General features: G+C 40.0%; 13 protein-coding genes and 1 pseudogene. 10 read left to right on the top strand and 4 right to left on the bottom strand.

The annotated features are described in order from the left end of the window. Nucleotides 1–70 precede the first annotated feature (70 nt). The 3 genes from PQO01_RS20590 (at nt 71) to PQO01_RS20580 (ending at nt 4,978) form a co-directional block, all read left to right on the top strand. The gene (locus PQO01_RS20590; protein ID WP_274316108.1) at nt 71–925 is read left to right on the top strand and encodes a helix-turn-helix domain-containing protein; all 855 of its coding nucleotides are present in this window, start codon (nt 71–73) and stop codon (nt 923–925) included. Nucleotides 926–2,141: 1,216 nt separating this feature from the next. Further along, nucleotides 2,142–3,302 (top strand): NnrS family protein, encoded by a 1,161-nt coding sequence (locus PQO01_RS20585; protein ID WP_274316107.1) that lies wholly within the window; start codon nt 2,142–2,144, stop codon nt 3,300–3,302. A 104-nt stretch (nt 3,303–3,406) separates the two neighbouring features. Beyond that, nucleotides 3,407–4,978 (top strand): sulfatase, encoded by a 1,572-nt coding sequence (locus tag PQO01_RS20580; protein ID WP_274316106.1) that lies wholly within the window; start codon nt 3,407–3,409, stop codon nt 4,976–4,978. Nucleotides 4,979–5,140: 162 nt separating this feature from the next. Here the strand turns inward: PQO01_RS20580 and PQO01_RS20575 are convergent, their stop codons facing one another. Then, on the bottom strand, nt 5,141–5,959 hold the full coding sequence (locus PQO01_RS20575) for a HEAT repeat domain-containing protein (RefSeq protein WP_274316105.1): 819 nt from the start codon (nt 5,957–5,959) through the stop codon (nt 5,141–5,143). Between the two features lie 167 nt (nt 5,960–6,126). Between PQO01_RS20575 and PQO01_RS20570 the strand changes: the two are divergent. From PQO01_RS20570 to PQO01_RS20555, 4 genes and pseudogenes are all read left to right on the top strand, one after another. Continuing rightward, a pseudogene (locus PQO01_RS20570) lies at nt 6,127–7,446 on the top strand (IS1380 family transposase). 652 nt (nt 7,447–8,098) lie between these two features. Then, nucleotides 8,099–8,596, top strand: a complete 498-nt coding sequence (locus PQO01_RS20565; RefSeq protein WP_274316104.1) for a DUF4234 domain-containing protein — start codon at nt 8,099–8,101, stop codon at nt 8,594–8,596. A gap of 163 nt (nt 8,597–8,759) precedes the next feature. Continuing rightward, nucleotides 8,760–10,244, top strand: coding sequence for a sulfatase family protein (locus PQO01_RS20560; protein WP_274316103.1), 1,485 nt, complete (start codon nt 8,760–8,762; stop codon nt 10,242–10,244). Nucleotides 10,245–10,460: 216 nt separating this feature from the next. Continuing rightward, nucleotides 10,461–12,713, top strand: a complete 2,253-nt coding sequence (locus tag PQO01_RS20555; RefSeq protein ID WP_274316102.1) for an APC family permease — start codon at nt 10,461–10,463, stop codon at nt 12,711–12,713. A 93-nt stretch (nt 12,714–12,806) separates the two neighbouring features. On the opposite strand, the gene PQO01_RS20550 is transcribed toward PQO01_RS20555, so the two are convergent. Both PQO01_RS20550 and PQO01_RS20545 read right to left on the bottom strand, forming a co-directional pair. Beyond that, nucleotides 12,807–14,819 (bottom strand): serine/threonine-protein kinase, encoded by a 2,013-nt coding sequence (locus tag PQO01_RS20550; RefSeq protein WP_274316101.1) that lies wholly within the window; start codon nt 14,817–14,819, stop codon nt 12,807–12,809. 2 nt (nt 14,820–14,821) lie between these two features. Then, the gene (locus tag PQO01_RS20545) at nt 14,822–15,424 is read right to left on the bottom strand and encodes a sigma-70 family RNA polymerase sigma factor (protein ID WP_274316100.1); all 603 of its coding nucleotides are present in this window, start codon (nt 15,422–15,424) and stop codon (nt 14,822–14,824) included. A 96-nt stretch (nt 15,425–15,520) separates the two neighbouring features. Here PQO01_RS20545 and PQO01_RS20540 point away from each other — a divergent pair, with 96 nt between their 5' ends. Beyond that, nucleotides 15,521–16,318 (top strand): type II secretion system protein, encoded by a 798-nt coding sequence (locus tag PQO01_RS20540; protein ID WP_274316099.1) that lies wholly within the window; start codon nt 15,521–15,523, stop codon nt 16,316–16,318. Between the two features lie 129 nt (nt 16,319–16,447). On the opposite strand, the gene PQO01_RS20535 is transcribed toward PQO01_RS20540, so the two are convergent. After that, nucleotides 16,448–17,629 (bottom strand): lactonase family protein, encoded by a 1,182-nt coding sequence (locus PQO01_RS20535; RefSeq protein WP_274316098.1) that lies wholly within the window; start codon nt 17,627–17,629, stop codon nt 16,448–16,450. A gap of 259 nt (nt 17,630–17,888) precedes the next feature. Here PQO01_RS20535 and kdsA point away from each other — a divergent pair, with 259 nt between their 5' ends. Both kdsA and PQO01_RS20525 read left to right on the top strand, forming a co-directional pair. Further along, the gene (gene kdsA, locus PQO01_RS20530) at nt 17,889–18,740 is read left to right on the top strand and encodes a 3-deoxy-8-phosphooctulonate synthase (RefSeq protein WP_274316097.1); all 852 of its coding nucleotides are present in this window, start codon (nt 17,889–17,891) and stop codon (nt 18,738–18,740) included. 113 nt (nt 18,741–18,853) lie between these two features. Then, entirely contained in the window at nt 18,854–19,390 is a 537-nt protein-coding gene (locus tag PQO01_RS20525) for a hypothetical protein (protein WP_274316096.1), read from the top strand. Nucleotides 19,391–19,398 lie beyond the last annotated feature (8 nt).

Here is a 19,398-nt window from a genome sequence, read left to right as displayed (position 1 = left end):
GTATTGAATAATTGAAATTTCTGTCCTATTTTTTAATTATAAAAATAATAAATTATGCCAGGAGCTGATTATGGCTATACTAAAAGACTATGCTTGTATTTCGGTTGATTCCCGCGATCAACATTTGCCCATGGTTCCCAAATTCGCCGAGCCTTTTCGACAAAAGAAAATTCGTGGTGTCGGTATACACGAAGTTAAAGTTCCCTATGAAATCCAACGAGTTTCAGCCCCTTGGCACATAGCACTCATCACTATTTCTGGCTCGGCGCGATACAGTTGCAAAGGCAGAAGTGGCTTAATAAAAGAAAATACCATTTGGATTGGACCGGCAGATACATCCTATCAATACAAAGCAACAAGTGACTGGAAGTTTATATCGGCAGCGCTTATCAAATCTAACAGTCGCGAGCACATAGAAGGCTCAGTAACTTGCAAAATGTTGCAAAATGATGTGCTTCATTTGGCTAATGCAGTAGAAGCGTATTTATCCGAATCAACCCATTGCAAAGATGGTATGTCGCAAGAAGCGCGAGCTTTAGCCTCTTATATTAGCCTGTGCATTGACCGAGAACTTGGTTCTGATTCCGAAAATGATTATTCTCGTAATGCTTTAACTCTGGCTAAAGTTTGGGAAGAAGTCAATGCCTCGCCAGAAGCGAGTTGGAGTGTATCGGAACTCGCCTACAAAGCCAAAGTATCGGTGCGGCAGTTTCAGCGTGTCATGAAGAAAAATTATGAAACGACTGCCGAGGGCATGCTCACAAAAATTCGTATGCAACGCGCACAAGAATTACTCATTTCCACGGAGTTAACTTTAGATGCTATTGCCGATCGCGTTGGGTACAGTTCTGTATATTCATTCTCCAAGGCCTTTAAGAATTACTGCCAAATTCCACCTGGCTCTTTCCGAACACAGAATAGTTGACCCTAATTAAGAGGTCAGATCGCTTCGCTTGCAGTTAAAAGCTGGGAGCCCCGCATTCTATGCGGATTTTTGACTCCACTTGTTAATCGAAGTTGTCAGATTGCTTCGCTTGCAGATCGTTCGCAAGCTCACTGCAGATCGGCTACGCCTGCAGTTACCTAAGATATGAAATTAACCTGCGGTGCCCGTAATTGCCTTATAGAATTTTAGCCCTTAAAAGCTAATCTCTTTTCTTTGCGACTTCGCGGCTTTGCGCGAGATTTTTGACTGTAGATAATCCTTTATCTCAAAGTATGCTGATAATGTATAAGCACAGAATAATTGAGCCCTAAGCTTTAAGTGGGGTTTGAGTCACAGGAATTTACTCACGCTGAGTCGCTGAGCTACAGAGTTTGTATTCTCAAGTAGAGATAGAAATTATCCTACGGTGCCCGCAATTGCCTTATAGAATTTCAGCCCTTAAAAACTAATCTCTTTTCTTTGCGCCTCCGCGGCTTTGCGCGAGATTTTTAACTGTAGATAATCCTTTATCTCAAAGTATTATGATTGAGGATAATGTTAAACACAGAATAGCCGAGCCCTAAGCTTTAAGTGGGGTCTGAGTCACAGGAATTTACTCACGCCGAGTCGCTGAGCTACAGAGTTTGTGTTCTCAAGTAGATATAGAGATTATCCTACGGTGCCCGCAATTGCCTTATAGAATTTCAGCGCTTAAAAGCTAATCTCTTTTCTTTGCGACTTCGCGGCTTTGCGCGAGAGTTTTAACTGTAGATAATCCTTTATCTCAAAGTATTATGATTGAGGATAATGTTAAACACAGAATAGCCGAGCCCTAAGCTTTAAGTGGGGTCTGAGTCACAGGAATCTACTCACGCCGAGTCGCTGAGCTACAGAGTTTGTGTTCTCAAGTAGATATAGAGATTATCCTACGGTGCCCGCAATTGCCTTATAGAATTTCAGCGCTTAAAAGCTAATCTCTTTTCTTTGCGCCTCCGCGGCTTTGCGCGAGATTTTTGACTGTAGATAATCCTTTATCTCAAAGTATTATGATTGAGGATAATTTTAACATAGAATAGTTGAGACCTCTTTAAGAGCTCAGATTGGCTAGGTCTGTACTTATTTTGGAAATACACAAAATAATCAGCGATTATTTAGTAATTATTGCGAACAAGTATTATACTTAACTAAAATAATCAAGTTTAAATGTGAGTGAATTATGAAAGCCTTAGAATTTGCCAAAGCACCCTTAGCTTTTCGACCCTTTTTCTTGCTCGCTTCAGCCTTTACCGTTTTATCGATGTTCTACTGGGGTGGAGTGCTGGCACATGGTATGCATTTCGAAACTCAGTATGGTCTCTTGTATTGGCATAGTCATGAGATGGTCTTTGGCTTTTGCTTAGCAGTGATTGCGGGATTTTTATTAACTGCCGTTCAAAATTGGACAGGGGAAAAACTTCCTTGTGGAGTTCAATTAATTCCCTTGATTTTAATTTGGTTAGGAGCAAGAATTCTTCCCTTTACACATGTGAATCCTCATTTCATTGCTTTAATTGATCTGCTCTTTATACCTTATTTAGCTTGGCTCATTACTCGGCCTTTAATCAAATCAAAAAAATATAAAAACTTGATGATGACGGGGCTGCTCGCGGCGCTTTTTATTGCTAATCTCATGTTCCACGCGGAACTTTTAGGCTATACAGACAACTCATTGCGCTTGGGAATGTTTCTTGCCATTGATCTAATTGTTTTGATGATCGTCATTATAACAGGGCGGATTCTACCTTTTTTCACGAATAAAGCACTTGAAGATGATTCGGCTAAGAAAAAAATGCCCATAGAACTTTTAGCCGTTTTATCAGTGATTTTTCTTATCTTATGTGACTTTCATGTCTTTCAGGGTGAGTGGGTGAAATATTTCTATGCCTTTTTTGCTTTGATCCACCTGTTGCGCATTTTTCTATGGGGAAGTCTTAAGATCTTGACAAAGCCCATCCTATTAATTTTGTATGTCGCTTATAGTTTTTTACCCCTTGCTTTATTGATCAAAGCATTTGCGGCTTATGATCCCATGGGTGGTCACACCGGCGTTCACGCTTTGACTGCGGGTTTGATTGGTGTCAGTATTTTAGCGATGATGACACGTGTGGGAATTGGTCACACGGGCCGCGAAATCAAGAGCTCATTGTGGATGAACATCAGTTTTATTGCCTTAAGCTTGGCGGCACTTATACGTATTTTTTTACCCATTTTTGATGAGTCCAAATTCTTCGAAGCGATCATTTGGTCCAGCGGCTTATGGACCTTAGCTTACCTCATCTACTTCATTGTTTTTACTCCCATACTCTTGAGTAAAAGACCCGATGGCAAAGAAGGGTAATTGAACCGAGCTGTCGTTCTGTGATAAATTTTTGTCATACTGAGATATTTAGTTTTTGCGTTGAGCCCCTTAATTAAGTAAAACATTAAGGATGACCTATCATTATGAAAAATTTTATTATTAGCCTCGTACTCTTTAGTTTTGGCCTCCAGGCCAAGAGCCCCAACTTTATTATGATTTATTTAGATGATTTAGGTTGGGCTGATACCGCAGTAGAAATGATTCCTGGCGATACAGGAAGTCGTAGCGATTTTTATCAAACTCCCAACATCGTACGTTTAGCAGAAGGAGGCATGGTCTTTTCTAGCGCGTATGCGCCTTCACCGGTATGTACACCATCACGCAATAGTGTTCAGCATGGCATGACGCCAGCGCGAATGCTCAATGCCGTACTGCATTCCGAAGCCGCATCCAAAGAATATCGCGGGGTGATTACTATTCCTCAGGCCTTAAAAAAGGCCAACCCCAATTACATTAGTGCGCACTTTGGCAAGTGGCATATCCCTTCATTATCTCCTAGGAAAGCGGGTTACGAAATTACCGATGGTCCTACAGGCAATGGAGAAGGGGATTACATGGATGACTTCAAAACTCACTTGCCAGAAGACGACCCCAAGCGCATGGTCTCTTTAACTGATAAAACGATTAAATTTATTGAAGATCAAAATAAAGTTGGTAAGCCCTTCTTCGTGCAGCTCTCGCATTATGCCGTGCATATTTGGCATGATTCCTTTGCAGAAACCCGTGAGAAATATAAAAAAATAGCTCGCTCAAATCGTGCCGAAGCACATGATTACTTTCCAGATTCAGAAATAACCGAGAGTATGTATAAGCATAACTGGATTGTAAATTATGCCGCGATGGTGGATGATATGGACGCTCAGTTTGGGCGTGTTTTAGACCGTTTGGATGAATTGGGTATTGCTGACAATACTTATGTGATCATCACCGGAGATAATGGCGGCGGCATGCGAAATAATGGTCGCTTGTCCGGTTCTAAAGGCGATTTAACTGAGGGCGGAATTCGCGTGCCTTTTATTGTACGAGGACCTAAAGTGAGAGCCAATTCTTACACATCCGTGCCGACGGCGGGATGGGATATTCTTGCAACTTTTTACGACCTCGCAGGTGGTACGGATGCCCTACCACCAGAAGTTGAAGGAGGAAGTTTGAAGAATGTCTTGGCAAAAGGAGATAAAGCTTCAGTCGAGCGCAATTTACGCGATTTTGTCTTTTATTTCCCGTGGTATAACGGTGAACCAGAAAGCGCACTCATATCCGGAAAATTTAAAATTCTCAAGAATTTAGATACTAAAGATGTACAACTTTTTGATTTAAGTAAAGATGTATCAGAAGGCAATAATATTGCCAAACAAATGCCAGAGAAAACCATTGAAATGGAAAAAACGCTCGATACTTACATTACAAAAGTGAAGGCAGAAGATTTGATGGATTTACGCATTGGCTACCTCGACCGAATGACCAAGTTATGGATTCCTAATACTGATCGAGAAATCATCGAGAACAAAAAGCTCATGGATCAGGGTGATGCGCGCGGCAAAAAAGAATACCAACGCTTGACGGGATACCGTAAGTGGATGGAAGGCGAAATCAAATTCACTGTCGAACGAGCTAAAATGCACGGCCACGATTTAAGTCATTATTTAAGTAAGTAATAAAGTTTATTACATGTCCCCCAAATGAGTTATTCTATGTGAATAAATTTTATTAATTGTGATTTTTCAATTTTGAGGAGTACAAACGCATCCTCCACTGGGAGTGGATAGGGCGGGGAGCCGTGGCATATGCCGCGGCTTTCTCGTTTTTGGAGCTAGCTTTTAGCCGCACAAGTTATCGCAGGCTTTGATGGCATCTTCAAGGGTTTGCTTGTAATGAGGGTCGTCATCGAGATCCAGAGTTTCATGAAACCTTTGCAGATTTGGCAAGAGCAATGGATTGGCGATAGCTTCGGCCGCTTCAAGACTTAGGCGACCAATATCATCGCGTTCCCATTCTTTTAAAAGAGCCTTAACTACACGTTGATCGCCACGAACAGCGAGACCAACTAAAGCTTCTCCACGAGCTTCATCATGAGCATCATTTAAACCCTTAAAAAGAGCGAGTCTTATATCCGGAGTATCAAGTTCAATTTGACTTCCTATTCCAAAAAGCGCCCAATTACGCACATCTTCATCTTTGTCTTGGCATAAATGAATCATCGCTTGAACTGCCTCCGGCTCTTCATAATACAGTAAGCCGAATACGACGCCATAGCGCACATCTTCATGGTGAACGAGTTTTACTAAATGGGGAATAGCGCGCGCATCATTGCGGTGACCTAGGGCAACAGCTGCAGCGGAGATAACATCAGTATGGTCATCACCTAAAAGGCCTATCAAAATATCAACAGATTCTTCTAGAAAAGTTTGTTTGCCCCAGCCCAATTGACCTAAAATATCAGCTCCTAGAACACGATCCCATGGATCGGGGCTTTTCGTATATTCCACTCCAAGATCAAATTCTTCTTGGCCTCCTCGATAATGAATGGTGGCAATCATTTTTATAGGCTGATGAGGTTCTATAGCAGCACGGTATTCTTCGGCAAGTTGTCTACTACTTCGCTTATCGCTTTTATATTTATCGTGGATTTCAGACATCAGGGAAAGGTCCTTTGAGATTTGAAGGTATATCAGCTTTACTTGCCTTGTTTATATATAGTTCCTGAATCCGTGAGCTGATCTTAAAAAACAGCTTAAAAACAAGAAAACCTGTTGGTTTATAGTAATTTAAGTTACGACACCAAAATCACCCAACAGGTTTTCTCATGAATAAAGCATTTAAACTCGACACAGGCAATGATTCCCTTCACAGTATTGGCGGAATATTTTTAGGTGGCCAAGTCCTTCAACAAAGTGAAATTGACGATGAGTTCAATACAGATCACAAGGCCAATCATATCTTTCAAGATCTAGATATTTTCAAATCACAGGTGGGGTTACTGATTCAGGGGCGTGAACGCTTCACAGATATTAGTCAGTTTCGTGAAAACGAAGTCTTTATGAAATCACTTGGATTAAACAAAGTTCCATCCGAGGAACGTTTGCGTCAACGACTAGAAATCATGTCTTCTGAGCATGAAGTGCATTTAAAATCAGCGAATACAAACCTGCTCAAAAAACAGTGTATAGGTAATATATCAAAAGGGGGGATGAATTTTATTCCACTCGATATGGATGTATCACCCATGGATAACTCCGGTAGCCATAAAGAAAATGTGAGTTGGACATATAAAAATCATGACGGATTTTCTCCCATGTTTGCCTACCTTGGAACTGAGGGCTTTATGCTAAATAATGAGCTGCGTCCAGGTTCACAGCATGCACAAAAAGGGATGCCAGAGTTCTTAGATGACAGCTTTACTATGATCAAAAAATTAAAGCTTAAGCACCCCGTACTACTTCGTTTAGATTCCGCTCACGATGCTGAGGTTAATTTCGGACACCTTCCTGATGATCAATATTTTCTGATTAAACGGAACCTTAGAAAGGAATCTAAAGAACAGTAGCTATCCAACGCACGGCGTTTAGGGCGACAGCTTAAATCTCGAGATGGTAAGAGTGTCTTTGTCGGTGAACTCCATCACAAACATCCTGGAAACAATGAAGAACATAAAGTGGTTCCTGTTATTTTTAAAGTTACGGAACGACTCGAAGATCAAGATGGCAATCGACTTTTGATGCCAGAAATCGAAGTGGAGACCTATTGGACGAATTTACCTTTAGAAGCCGAGGATGTGATCGAACTTTATCACGATCATGGAACCAGTGAGCAGTTCCATAGCGAATTGAAGAGCGATATGAATGTAGAGCGTTTACCCTCAGGGAAATTTAAAGCGAATCAATTCTTTTTGCACTGCGCTATGCTCGCTTTTAATGTGCTCAGAGTCATTGGTAATCACCTTATCCATAATAAATCTTTGGCTCCAATTAAAATCAAAGCCCAACGACGCCGCCTACGGTGCGTGATACGTGACTTGATTTTAACCGCTTGTAAACACGTAAAGCACGCAGGAGATGAAACTCTCAAGTTTGGTCGACATAGCCCTTGGTTTAAGCTGTATCAAAAAATATCATTTAGCCTTTAATCCACTAATAAGAAGTTTATTGCAAAGCTCTTTTATTGAGTTTTGTGCTTTACTCTGTCCAAGTTGGGTGAATTGCCTTAGAAATTGCTATATTTACTATCCTTAGACACCTGATCACGAGCGATAGGCTTAAGAAATAAGGACATCTCACAATCTGGGATAAAAACGATCTAAGAATTACTCGACCAAACCATTATCTCATGAATCTCAAAACCTGATCACGGATTCAGGTAGTTCATTGAATCATTTATCTTATCGACGATCCCTTTGAATCAAGGAATTAATTGAATCATTTTTAATGAAAGAGTAAAAAAACTGACACATATGGTCAGTGGCTTGCTATTACTCTTAAATGAACTGATTTAGGAACTTAATATGCGCGCTTTGACTTTACTACTTTCGGGCTTTCAGCCCTAAGTTGAGTTGTATTTCTATTTTTTATACAGCCTCTAAAGCGTGAACTGCATACAAATGTTCGTAGTACGGGCTTCAACCTTAAAGAAAGAATGACTTCCAATAAATTGAATTGTCAGTAAAATACTGAGCTGTTAAAAGGTCTTAGCGAGTGTATTATATGGGTAGCTATTGGAGGGAGTTAAATTTTTATAAGATTTACTCTGCAAATTTAATATAAGTAAGGTAAATCAAATACATGAACGAAGTTTACACACCACCGCAATCAGAGCTTAACTTTAAGAATAATGGAGTCATGGGTATTATCGATGACCTCGCCCATCAAGGTACTTTTAGATTGTTGGTTTTAAGTATAATCACTTTGGGTATTTACACAGCATTTTATATCAAGCGGCAAAGTGAAGTGATTAATAATTATGTTGATGATTCAGCAAAGATTTCTAAGCTTTTAGTGAACACAATTTTTGCACTGGCGATTATATCAATTCCAATCTTTATCATTTATTTTTTTGTTGATGATGTACAAATTTTAACTTATCTTGATTATGTTGGTTATGTTGTGGATTACCTTTATATAATTCTGAGTTTGGTATGGGCCTTTAAGGGGCGTAATAGAATGAACGAATTATTGGGCACACAAAATAATGAATCGAATTGGTTTAACGGGATTTGGACCTTCATATTTCAAGAGTTGTATTTCAATTATAAAGTAAATACTATTAAACATAGTCAGTAGCTTTTTAGACCTGAATTCATCAGAATTTGAGTGAATTAATACAAAAACTTGTTTGAAATGGCACATTTATTGTCATCTTTTGGTGTATGCTTGTTAAGATCCTTATAATAGCCATCAATAAAGACTTATAGATATTTATTCTCGAAATTAGAAGTGAGTTCCTATGACACTAAGAAAAAAATTATTTTTAACGACTGCCATATTTTTGAGTAGTTTAGCAATTAAAGCCGCAGAACGTCCCAATGTAGTTTTCATCTTGACGGATGATCAACGTGGCGATGCAGTCGGCTACCACAAGAACCCTCTCTTGGGAATTGATACGCCAAGTATTAATAAAATTGCCGCTGAGGGTGTGCAATTTGAAAATATGTACTGCACAACATCTCTATGTTCACCAAGCCGAGCGGCATTCCTTTCCGGAACTTATACTCACACACACAAGGTTTACGATAACTTTACCGACTATCCCCACGACCTCAAAAGCTTCCCACTTTTACTTCAAAACGAAGGTTATACGACCGCTTGGATCGGTAAGTGGCACATGGGAGAAGATGATGACTCCAAACGTCCAGGTTTTGATTATTGGGTAACTCACAAAGGCCAAGGTAAGTATTGGGATACCACTTTTAACATCAATGGAGATCGCAAAAAAGTTCCCGGTTATTATGCGCATAAAGTAACGGATATGGCGATAGACTTTTTAAATAATGTCGAAAAAGATAAGCCTTTTGCCCTCGTACTTGGCCATAAAGCTCCCCATGGACCCTTTATCCCAGAGGCAAAATATGATAGCATTTATAATGACGTGCCTGTTCCCTACCCGAATAGTTCTTGGAACTTAGCTGACAAGCCCAAATGGATTGTTGATCGCTTGCCTACTTGGCACGGTATTTATGGTCCTCTTTATGGCTTTCGTAAAGATTTCCCCAATGAAAAAGCGTCGGCAATTGTTGATTTCGAAAATTTTGTTCGTAGCTACACGGCGACAATTAACTCAGTTGACGACAGCGTCGGCCGTGTTTATGATCATTTGGAAAAGATGGGCATCCTCGACAATACCATTTTGATTTTTACTTCAGATAATGGCTTCCTCTTGGGTGAGCATGGCATGATTGATAAACGCACCATGCACGAAGCGAGTATCAGCATCCCCCTAACGGTGCGTTTCCCAAAGAAAATCAAAGCCGGAACAGTAATTAAAGAACAAGTGCTTTCGATTGATATGGCACCGACCATTATGGAACTCACCGTTGGCAAAAAAATGCCTTCTGCTCAAGGTCTTTCTTGGGCTCCTCTTCTCGATGATTCTAAAGAAGTGGACTGGCGTAAAACGTGGCTTTATGAATATAATTATGAAATCCAATTTCCCTACACACCCAACGTTCGTGGGATTCGTCATGGCAAGTGGAAGTATGTTGCTTACCCCCACGGTGATGGCGGTAAACTTCGCCACATGGAAGAATTATATAATATGGAGCGTGACCCAAGTGAAAAGCGCAATTTAGCTGAAGATCCAGCTTATCGCGCTATTAAGTCAAATTTGGCTGCGGAACTCGCAAAAACGCTTAAAGCTACGGGAGCGAATCCAGATAAAATGCCGATTGATAAGGGTATAAAATCAGAACTCCCGGAAGAATCAATTCGCTAAAAACAAGCTTTGATTTAGATAAAAAACCCATCAAAACTTGATGGGTTTTTTTATTTAATTCGCTCAAGATTTAATTTTTTGTTTGAGCTAGAATTAATCAGCTGAATTTTTCAGTAAAAAATAAAGCAAAAATCTGCCAATAATCTCAAGTGGTAAACTGTAAGTTTTCATACTTAGTTTATTGTTCTCTTATACTTAAAACGAGAGAACTAAATTATGTCGATTCAGAACGAAGTTCAGACTTCAGTTGATTCCTCAGCGGGGAAGGTCGATAATGGGGCGAGCCCTGAACTCTTTGGTACTTTTCATGGCGTCCTAAAACCCACTTTGCTCACCATTATTGGTGTGATGCTTTACATTCGTGAGGGCTGGCTCGTAGGTCATGCGGGCCTGCTAGGCGCGTTGGGAGTGATTGTTCTAGCTTATATCATCACTGGGACGGCAGCTTTATCTATTTCTTCAATTACCAGTAATGTGCGCATGGAGAAGGGCGGCGTATTCACTTTGGTGGGGCAAACGCTAGGCTTGGAAATTGGTGGAGCCATTGGCATTCCGCTTTATTTTGCACAGGCGATGTCAGCCGCGATGTATTTGCATGGTATGAAAGAAGGTTGGTTATCCTTGTTTCCGGCGGAAAGGATGGAGTCGACCTTCTTAGGACCTGTCGTTGAGGCTGGGATGTATGAAACTTTTATGGTTACGGTCTTTTTCTTTTGTGCCTTGGGCCTCACATTAATTAGCACGCGAGTCGCCTTTAAAGTTCAGAACTTAGTGATGGTTTTTATTGTCGTCGCCTTGAGTAGTATGTTCTTGGGTTTAAGTGTGCATGAGTGGCAAAGCCCGCAACTCATTGGCGACTTTGCTGACGGTAATAGTTTCAAGTCTTTATTTGCGGTTTTTTTTCCTGCGGCTACAGGCGTGATGGTTGGTGCTAGCATGTCGGGGAGTTTAAAAAATCCACGCCGGAGTATTTCAAAAGGAACTATGGGAGCGTGGGGAATTTCATTTGTCGTCTATGCTTCTGTAGCAGTTTTAGCCTCTTTCTTAGTGCCAACACCAGAGTTGGTTAGCAATACAACCGCTTTGATCGATTACGCCCGCTGGCCACTCTTAGTTCAATGTGGTCTCATTGCTTCATGTTTCACGGCCACACTGAGTTCATTAGCGGCGGCACCACGAGTTTTACAGGCTTTGGGTGAGTACCGCATTGTTCCCCGTGGGGACCTTTTAGAACAAGAAAGTAAAGGCGAACCTCGCAAGGCGTTGATTTATACAGGCATTAAAGTTTTTATTGTCATGTTATTGGGAGATTTGAATGCGATTGCAATGATTTTGACCATGTTTTTCATTCTTGCTTATTTCACCATTAATACAGTTCTCTGTATTGAGAAATCGATGAACTTGATCAGTTTCCGCCCGGTCTTTTCGATTCCTTTTCTGGTGCCTTTCTTGGGTTCCTTTTGTTGTTTAGGGGCCATGTTTGTGATCAATCCGCTCATGTCTTTGGTGTCATTGGGAATCATTTTGGCAATCTATATTATATTAGATAGGAGAAAGCTCGAAAAACCTTGGGAAACCGTTCATTCGGGTCTATTTGGAATTATTGCCAACTGGGCAGCAAAAAAGGTGTTTCGCACGGGCTATTTTGAGCAAAAACGAGGGTGGAAACCCGACCTCATTATGCCGGTAGAAAAGAGCTCGCAACTCGAAGGGGTTAGTCCAGTACTCAAAGCCTTTACCTATCCCCAGGGTTCCTTGCAAGTGGTTGCTTTGCGTTATGAAGATAAAGCGAGTACCGAGCAACTGCGCGGAGTCAATAAAGTGGTGAAAGAACTCAATGATAAGAAAATTTTCGCAACGAGTTCCTTAGTAGAAGCCCGTAGCTTTAGTGGTGCGGTTAAAACCGCTGTATCTGTGATGAGGGGCTCATTTTTTAAGCCAAATGTATTATTTATGCCCATTGAAGACCGTAGCGATCAAGAACTGAAAGAAGCGGCAATCACAGCTAAATCTGGGCGCATGTCCTTAGTCTTGATGTGTTTGAATCAAGAGAATGTTTTTGGTCGTGAAAAGAGTATCAATATTTGGGTGCGGGATCAATCGCCAGATTGGAACTTGGGATTGCATATGACCAACGTAGATATGTTAGCCTTGACTGCGTATAAAATTGCGGGCAATTGGAAAGGCAAGATTCGACTTTGTTGTGCGGTGAGTAAAGAAGAATACAAAAGGCCGACGAGGAAGTTTTTTAAGAACCTTATTAGCTTGGCGCGTTTGGGCTCAAATGTCGAGATTTTTGTGAGTGATGAGAGCTTTTCTGATGCATTGAATTTGGTCGACAAAGCCGACCTCAATATTTTCGGTCACAGTGATGAACTCCAAAAAGAGCACATGGAAGATTTGTCCGAGAAATTGGGCACAACTTGTTTCTTTGTGAAAGGATCTGGCATCGAAAGTATTATGGCTTAAAGAAGTCATGTAAACAGCTAGTTTTTCATTTTTTAATACTGTGATCCCTTAAAAAATACTAAGCTGGATTAGGATAAGTGACGAGACAGAAATTTATTTCACGGTGACTTTTAACAAGGACTTAGGGTACATCTGTTTCCAGAGTTTAAATTGCTTTTGATTGAGGATCAGTTTTTCAAGATGGCGAAATTTCCCCAGTTCATTATAGGGAAGTATTGAGCTGGAGCTTAAGTCAAGAGTATGAATTTTAAGGTCATTAATTTGAGCGATTTGTGGTCCTTGTACTTCGTAAAAACTGAGTTTATTGACTTTAAGAAAACGGAGGATAGTAAGTTTTGAATGAAGGTAGTGAACTGGAGAACTTAAATTTTTTATGTCGTTCGATGCCAGCGTTAAGTGATGTTGGTTTGGGTCGTATTTTAAGCCTTGTTGATCCCATTGCGGATTCCACAACTTTAAGATGGCAGTGACAACTGGTAATAAGTCCGCATGCGAATTTCTTTCATGATAATAAGACAGCATTTTTTCAGCTAAATTATAGCGTTCATTAATGGTGAATTCTCTGATTAAGTGAGCAAAATCATGGGGAGTTAGGAGGCCATTTTGCTTTAACTTGGGCGCATATTTTTCACTCAAATTCACAAGGTCAGAAACTAATTCGGGATTACGATTCAGTTGATTAATCTCATTAAATTTTTGGCAGATAAAGTAATTATAGATGAGCTGAATATTAAGATAGGCATCATTGGGGTAGAGCTCCTTAAGTTCATTGAGCTGTGAAATAGCCTGATGCATTGATATAGCAGGCGTTTGATAAACAAAACGGTCTGAATAATTACGAATGCTTTGCCAGTATAGCTTTTTAATCTGCTCGCTACTTTTTTGAACCTCTCCTAATCGTTCTTCTGCTAATCCCTCCGCTTCACGTGCTTTTTGAGCATTGCCAATGGCTTCGTCTCGGTTCATTTCCGAAACTGCGTGCAATGATTTAATCTGATCAATTTTTCCTTGAAGTCTTCCGATAAAAAATAGTGTTAGGCAAGTCACTAAAATGAGTGAAATCAGAATGATAGTCGAGCTGGCTTTATTTCGTTTTACAAAAAGCTTGGCTTCCTGAATGAGGCCGGCATTTTCCGCTAAAGTAGCATAACCATTGGTATAGTTTTTTAGTTCGTTTTTGAGTTCAATCACAGATTCGTAGCGATCTTCAGGGTCCCGTGCCATAGCTTTATTAATAACTGCGTTTAAAGCCACAGGGAATTTTTTAAGATAGGGGATTCTTCCCTCACTTGTAAGCTTCAGGGTTTCATCCAAAGAAAAACCACTAAAGGGAGCTTTGAATTTGAGCAAAGTATATAGTAGGCAAGCGAGAGAATAAATATCGGACTGTTTACTCTTGGGATGCTTATGGTCAATTTGCTCTGGGGACATATAACCGGGAGTGCCCTTAATCCTGTTGTGCTGAGTTAGGTTGTTGAGTAAATCGGGATTAAATAGGGCTTCATCAAGGCTATCGTAATCCGCTTCTCCAATAATTTTACTTAGGCCCCAGTCGCAGATTAAGACCTCCCCGTAGTGACCAATTTGAATGTTCTCTGGTTTTATATCTAAATGGATGACATTGTGCTCATGAGCGTAGGCAATGGCATCACATATTTTGATGAAGATATTGATGAGTTCTGCAGTGTTATAGATTTGCAGATAAGTCGTATCTCCATCCGCGAGTTTTTGTATGATTGTAGCTAATGAATCGCCACTTTTTAAATCCATCGTAAAATAAGGCTGACCAGTTTCCCTTAAGCCCAGGTCGTGAATGGGCATGATATTAGGATGATCCAGGCGGGCTGTGAGTTTAGCTTCCCTTAAGAACACATCGTAAAAACTTTCATCGATGTCCTGTTTTGGGGTGGCCAAAGCAACAGTGCGCTCGCATTTTTTATCGAGAGCTTTGTGAATGTTTTTCATTCCACCAGAGGCGACAACTTCATGAATTTCGTAGCGCTCTGATTCAATTTGATAATTTAGGAGAGATTCGCAATTTTCACTTTCAGCTTCCTGATACAATTCAGAAAATTCGTGTCCGAAGTCATCGCTAGCAATAGTCATTTTTAAAATAGCTCACGTTCAGATTTCAGAGTTTGGATCTCTTTAACCAGGCGATTTTTTACACGGTTTTTTAGCTGAATTACTGTGTTTGTCTTAAGATCAAAGCTTTTTGCAATCGTGTTGGTTTCAGTGTTTTTCATGGCCATTTTAAAAACATCGATAGCTTTACCGGAAAACATGGGACTTATATTTTCGAGAGCTACGTTAACAATGTGAGCTTCCCATTCTTTTTGAAAGATTTTTTCAATTTCAGGTTCTGTAAATGATTCGAGTGCGGTGGGATCCTTTGTTAGAGATTCTACCTTTTTATCAGAACTAGATTTTTTTCGATAAAAATCCATACTCCGGCAATAAATGATCTGGCTGAACCAAGTGCGAAATTTTGCTCGATTTTCATCGGGCTTAAACTGCTTTAGTGATTTCCAAAGTGAAAGTAAAATTTCCTGTACCAAATCGTCTTTATCATCGTGCGCAATATTGAATTTTGAGAGCATGATTAGAATAAAGGGATCGTAATAGGCTTTGAAGTCCTCCCAAGCTTCTTGGTCATCATCATTTTTGAGACGATCCAAAAGCGTATATCGAGTATTCCAGTTGGAGGGCATTTATTTTACCCTTATATTAAAAAAATAAGATTGTGTCATGATCTGTTAATCTAGTACGAGTAATAAGGAAATGATAGTTTACAAGGATGTAATACAATGAATAAGAAAAGATTTACTCTGATTGAGCTTTTGGTCGTGATTGCCATAATTGGCATATTGGCTTCTTTTTTATTACCAGTTTTGAGCAAGGCTCGAGCTCAGGCTAGACAGGCAGTTTGTAAAAGTAATCTAAAGCAATATGGAACCACAATGTTTATTGCATCAGATGACTTCAATGGTCGCGTGCCACCAGATATGAGTAAGAATGGATTATGGGCGATTAATATAGAAAACTCCATCAAAATTGATGGCGCAGCAATTTCCTACACGCAAAATGCCGCGATTTATAATAGCCCAGGGAGTTTTGACACTAGTAGCTTTGCCAACTTTGAACCTCAAACACAGGATGAAGGAAAAATGCAGGCATTCATTTGTCCTGGTGATGATGATCCCTCGATTGTCTTTCAAAATTTTAATAATGGAGGACGATCAGGACGCCCTGTTACATCTTACGGTTCCAATCGTGGGCTTTTTCTCAATATGCCAGAGAGCACTCTTTGGGCTGAGCCGGGGCATGTGAATGGTTACTTAGCTAGATTAGTTGCCCCGGTAGAAACGGCCATGATTTTTGATTGTGATGCCCAGGCTAACGGGACAATTGGCCTTTGGCTAAAAAATGGGGCTACAACAACAATGTGGGACTATGCCCAAAATGGCTTTGGCCACACATGGGCTGATAGCGTAAAGCCTGATTGGCATCTGAATAAAATTAATGTTGTCAATGCAGATGGCCATGTTGAATCACATAATTACCTCAGCCAAAGCTTACAATCTGTAAAGCTGGGTAACCCATAATACTTATATAAGCTAAATAGCGCCGCTAATGCTTTCATTCTTATTAATTTAGCTAAAAAATGTTTCTTTGTGAAAGGGTCTTGCATCGAAAGTATTATGGCCTAATAGGCTCTATCAACAGTGGCTTTCTTAGTCCAGAATACTCATCCAAGCAGGAGAGTTAAGGCCTTGGATATGAGGTGCGTTTTTAATTAAGTTGATTTCTTCTAGTTGCCCACTCTTAGGATCAATTTTATAGCTGTGAATAGTTCCCGAGTAAACGCCGCTAGCATAGAGAAAATTTCCAGAAGATGTGAGGCAACGAACGTGACGCCCAGTGGAGATGTTTTGCAAGGGCGCAGATAGCGATCCGTCTTTTTGATTCACTGCATATGTCGTTATAGTATCATTGCCCGAGTCAAGACTTAACTGAGGCCCTCCGCGCTGCCTGCGAATGCGATTGTCGCGGTTGGGAATATAAATGAATTTGGCATCTGGTGTGATGTGAATATCGGAAGCCTTGTTAAGGATGACTTCAGGATTATTGGGATCAAAGGGGAATTGATAATCAACAGGGCGATTTTGGAAAGTCTGCCAGAGTTTTAGTGTCCCATTAGAATTAATCTTCCAAGATGAGACTCCGCCACCAAATTCTTGTGATGTATACATGATGTTGAATTTAGGATGAAAAGTGAGGTGGCGAGGATCGTGGGCTGTTGGATATTTACTTTTGTCAGGGCCCTTAGTAGCAATAGGCTTTAAGGGGATTATACGTTCTTGCTCGCGATCAAATTTGAATTGATAAACCTGATTAATTTTTATATGAGGAACATAAAGGTATTGGCCATTGGGACTCATGGCTATGGCGTGTTTTCCCATTTCACCCACAGGAGCATCAGTGAAAGAAGCAGAGTCAGCGACGCCATCATTGAGCTTGTAAGCAATGGCAACTTGTTTTTTACTCGGCTTGTTACCTAGGGCAAAAATGTATTGACCTTTGGGATCCACATCTATGTATGCGTGGTTGCCCGTGCTACTTGCGATCTCCGCAATCTTTTTGAGTTTACCATTTTCTTGAATCTCAAAAGTCTGAATAGCTGCAGGAGTTTTTTTCTGTTTAAAAAGGTGAGCATAGAGAAATTTTTTATCGGGCGAAATCTTAGTCATTTTATAGCCACGACTATCTGTGATGCTGTCTAAAAGTTTTAATTCTCCAGTTTGAGTGTCTATGGAATATGTCATTAAACTATCCGCAGTGGAAACATACATGAAGGCTTTGGCTAACAGAGAGAATGGCGAGATCAGTAAAAACAGAATTAAAAAGAGTTTCATAAGGTATCCAAAATGATAATTCAAAAAGTTATAGGCTGTGTCTTGCTAAGTCTACGATTGATATACAGCTTTTCTTTCTTTTCTAAAAATTATTTTGAACCAGCAAGAACTTATTTTCAGAGAAAACAAAAAATATGATTAAGCGCTTACGATTTAAAAAAGATATTTTACAAATGTGATGGCATTGCAGTTAAATTGATTGCAGATGAATCTAGTACTCATATATTCAAAAAAATAATTATTAATTATAAGGATCAAAATGAGTAAAGTTATTGAGTTCAATAATATTAGTTTAGCTAATGATAAGCCCTTCGTTTTATTTGGTGGTTTAAACGTTTTAGAAAATGAAGCCGACACCTTAAAAGTTTGTGAGAAATACCTTTCGGTTTGTGAAGAGTTAAGTATCCCCTACGTTTTCAAAGCTTCTTTTGACAAAGCTAATCGCTCTTCAGTGCACAGTTTCCGTGGTGTAGGCCTAGAGAAAGGCATGGAGATTTTTAAAGCTCTGAAACGCGAATTCAATAATGTGCCGATCATTACAGACGTACACGAGGTTGAGCAGTGTCAGCCAGTTGCTGACGTAGTTGATGTTATTCAATTACCTGCATTCTTAGCTCGTCAGACTGATTTAGTTGTGGCCATGGCGGAGACAGGTGCAGTTATCAATATTAAAAAGCCACAATTTCTCAGTCCAGGTCAAATGAAAAATATCGTCGAGAAATTTGCTGAAGCAGGCAATGAAAAAACAATCTTATGTGAACGTGGTTCATGCATGGGTTACGACAATTTAGTTGTCGATATGCTCGGTTTCAGGACGATGAAACAGTGTTCAGGTGGAGCACCCATTATTTTTGATGTAACGCATAGTTTACAATGTCGTGATCCACTCGGAGCAGCATCAGGTGGCCGTAGAGAGCAAGTTCTTGAACTCGCTCGTTCGGGTATGGCGACTCGCCTCGCAGGTTTGTTCTTAGAATCACATCCTAATCCAGCAGAAGCCAAGTGCGACGGCCCTTCTGCCTTGCCTTTAGATTTACTTAAACCCTTCCTACAGCAAGTAAAAGCTATTGATGACTTGGTAAAAAGTTTCGAGGAATTAGAAATAAAATAAATTATTGATTAAGGCCTTTGTATTCGGAGTCTTAGTGATTTTTAGTGAGAGTGGACAGAGTTTTCTTTGTCCACTTTTTTTCTGATTATGAATAATGACTCATGGAGGATAGGATGAGCCTACTACAAGAAAACGAACAAATAGACAATTTTTCAGACGCGTGTGAAAAAGTTCAATTAGCCTACAAAGTAGCCGATCAGCTAGGTGAACGCTTTGGTACGCAATCAAGTCTATTAAAATCTGACATGAAGCAATTGCTTCATTTGGGTCGTCAGGCTTTAATCAATTATCATTTGATGCCGGATGAAAGCCAAAGATCTAAACTGGAATTACTCAATGTCTTACAGCTTACCATGGATGAGCTCAAAGATGAAGTTTGTGACTTCTTAGAACTTAAGCGTTATACAAAATGGAAATGCAATTCTGCACAAGTAGCTTTCATCTATAATTTATCGGCAATGGAAGATTACTCTTTTAAATCCTATAGTAAGTTTATTGATAACAACAATATTGACAAAGTTGCGAATTTATTGATCTGTGTGGTTGAGCAAGCTACGGATGAATTACGACATGAAATTCATCAATTAGAGCGCTGTATCAAACGTTCAATGAGCATCACGAAGATCAAGGATAGATTATCTAGTGTGTAAATGGGAGT

This window comes from Lentisphaera marina (assembly GCF_028745505.1).
Classification (GTDB): domain Bacteria; phylum Verrucomicrobiota; class Lentisphaeria; order Lentisphaerales; family Lentisphaeraceae; genus Lentisphaera; species Lentisphaera marina.
Note: the sequence above shows the minus strand (reverse complement) of the source record. Positions and strands in the feature narration are given on the sequence as shown.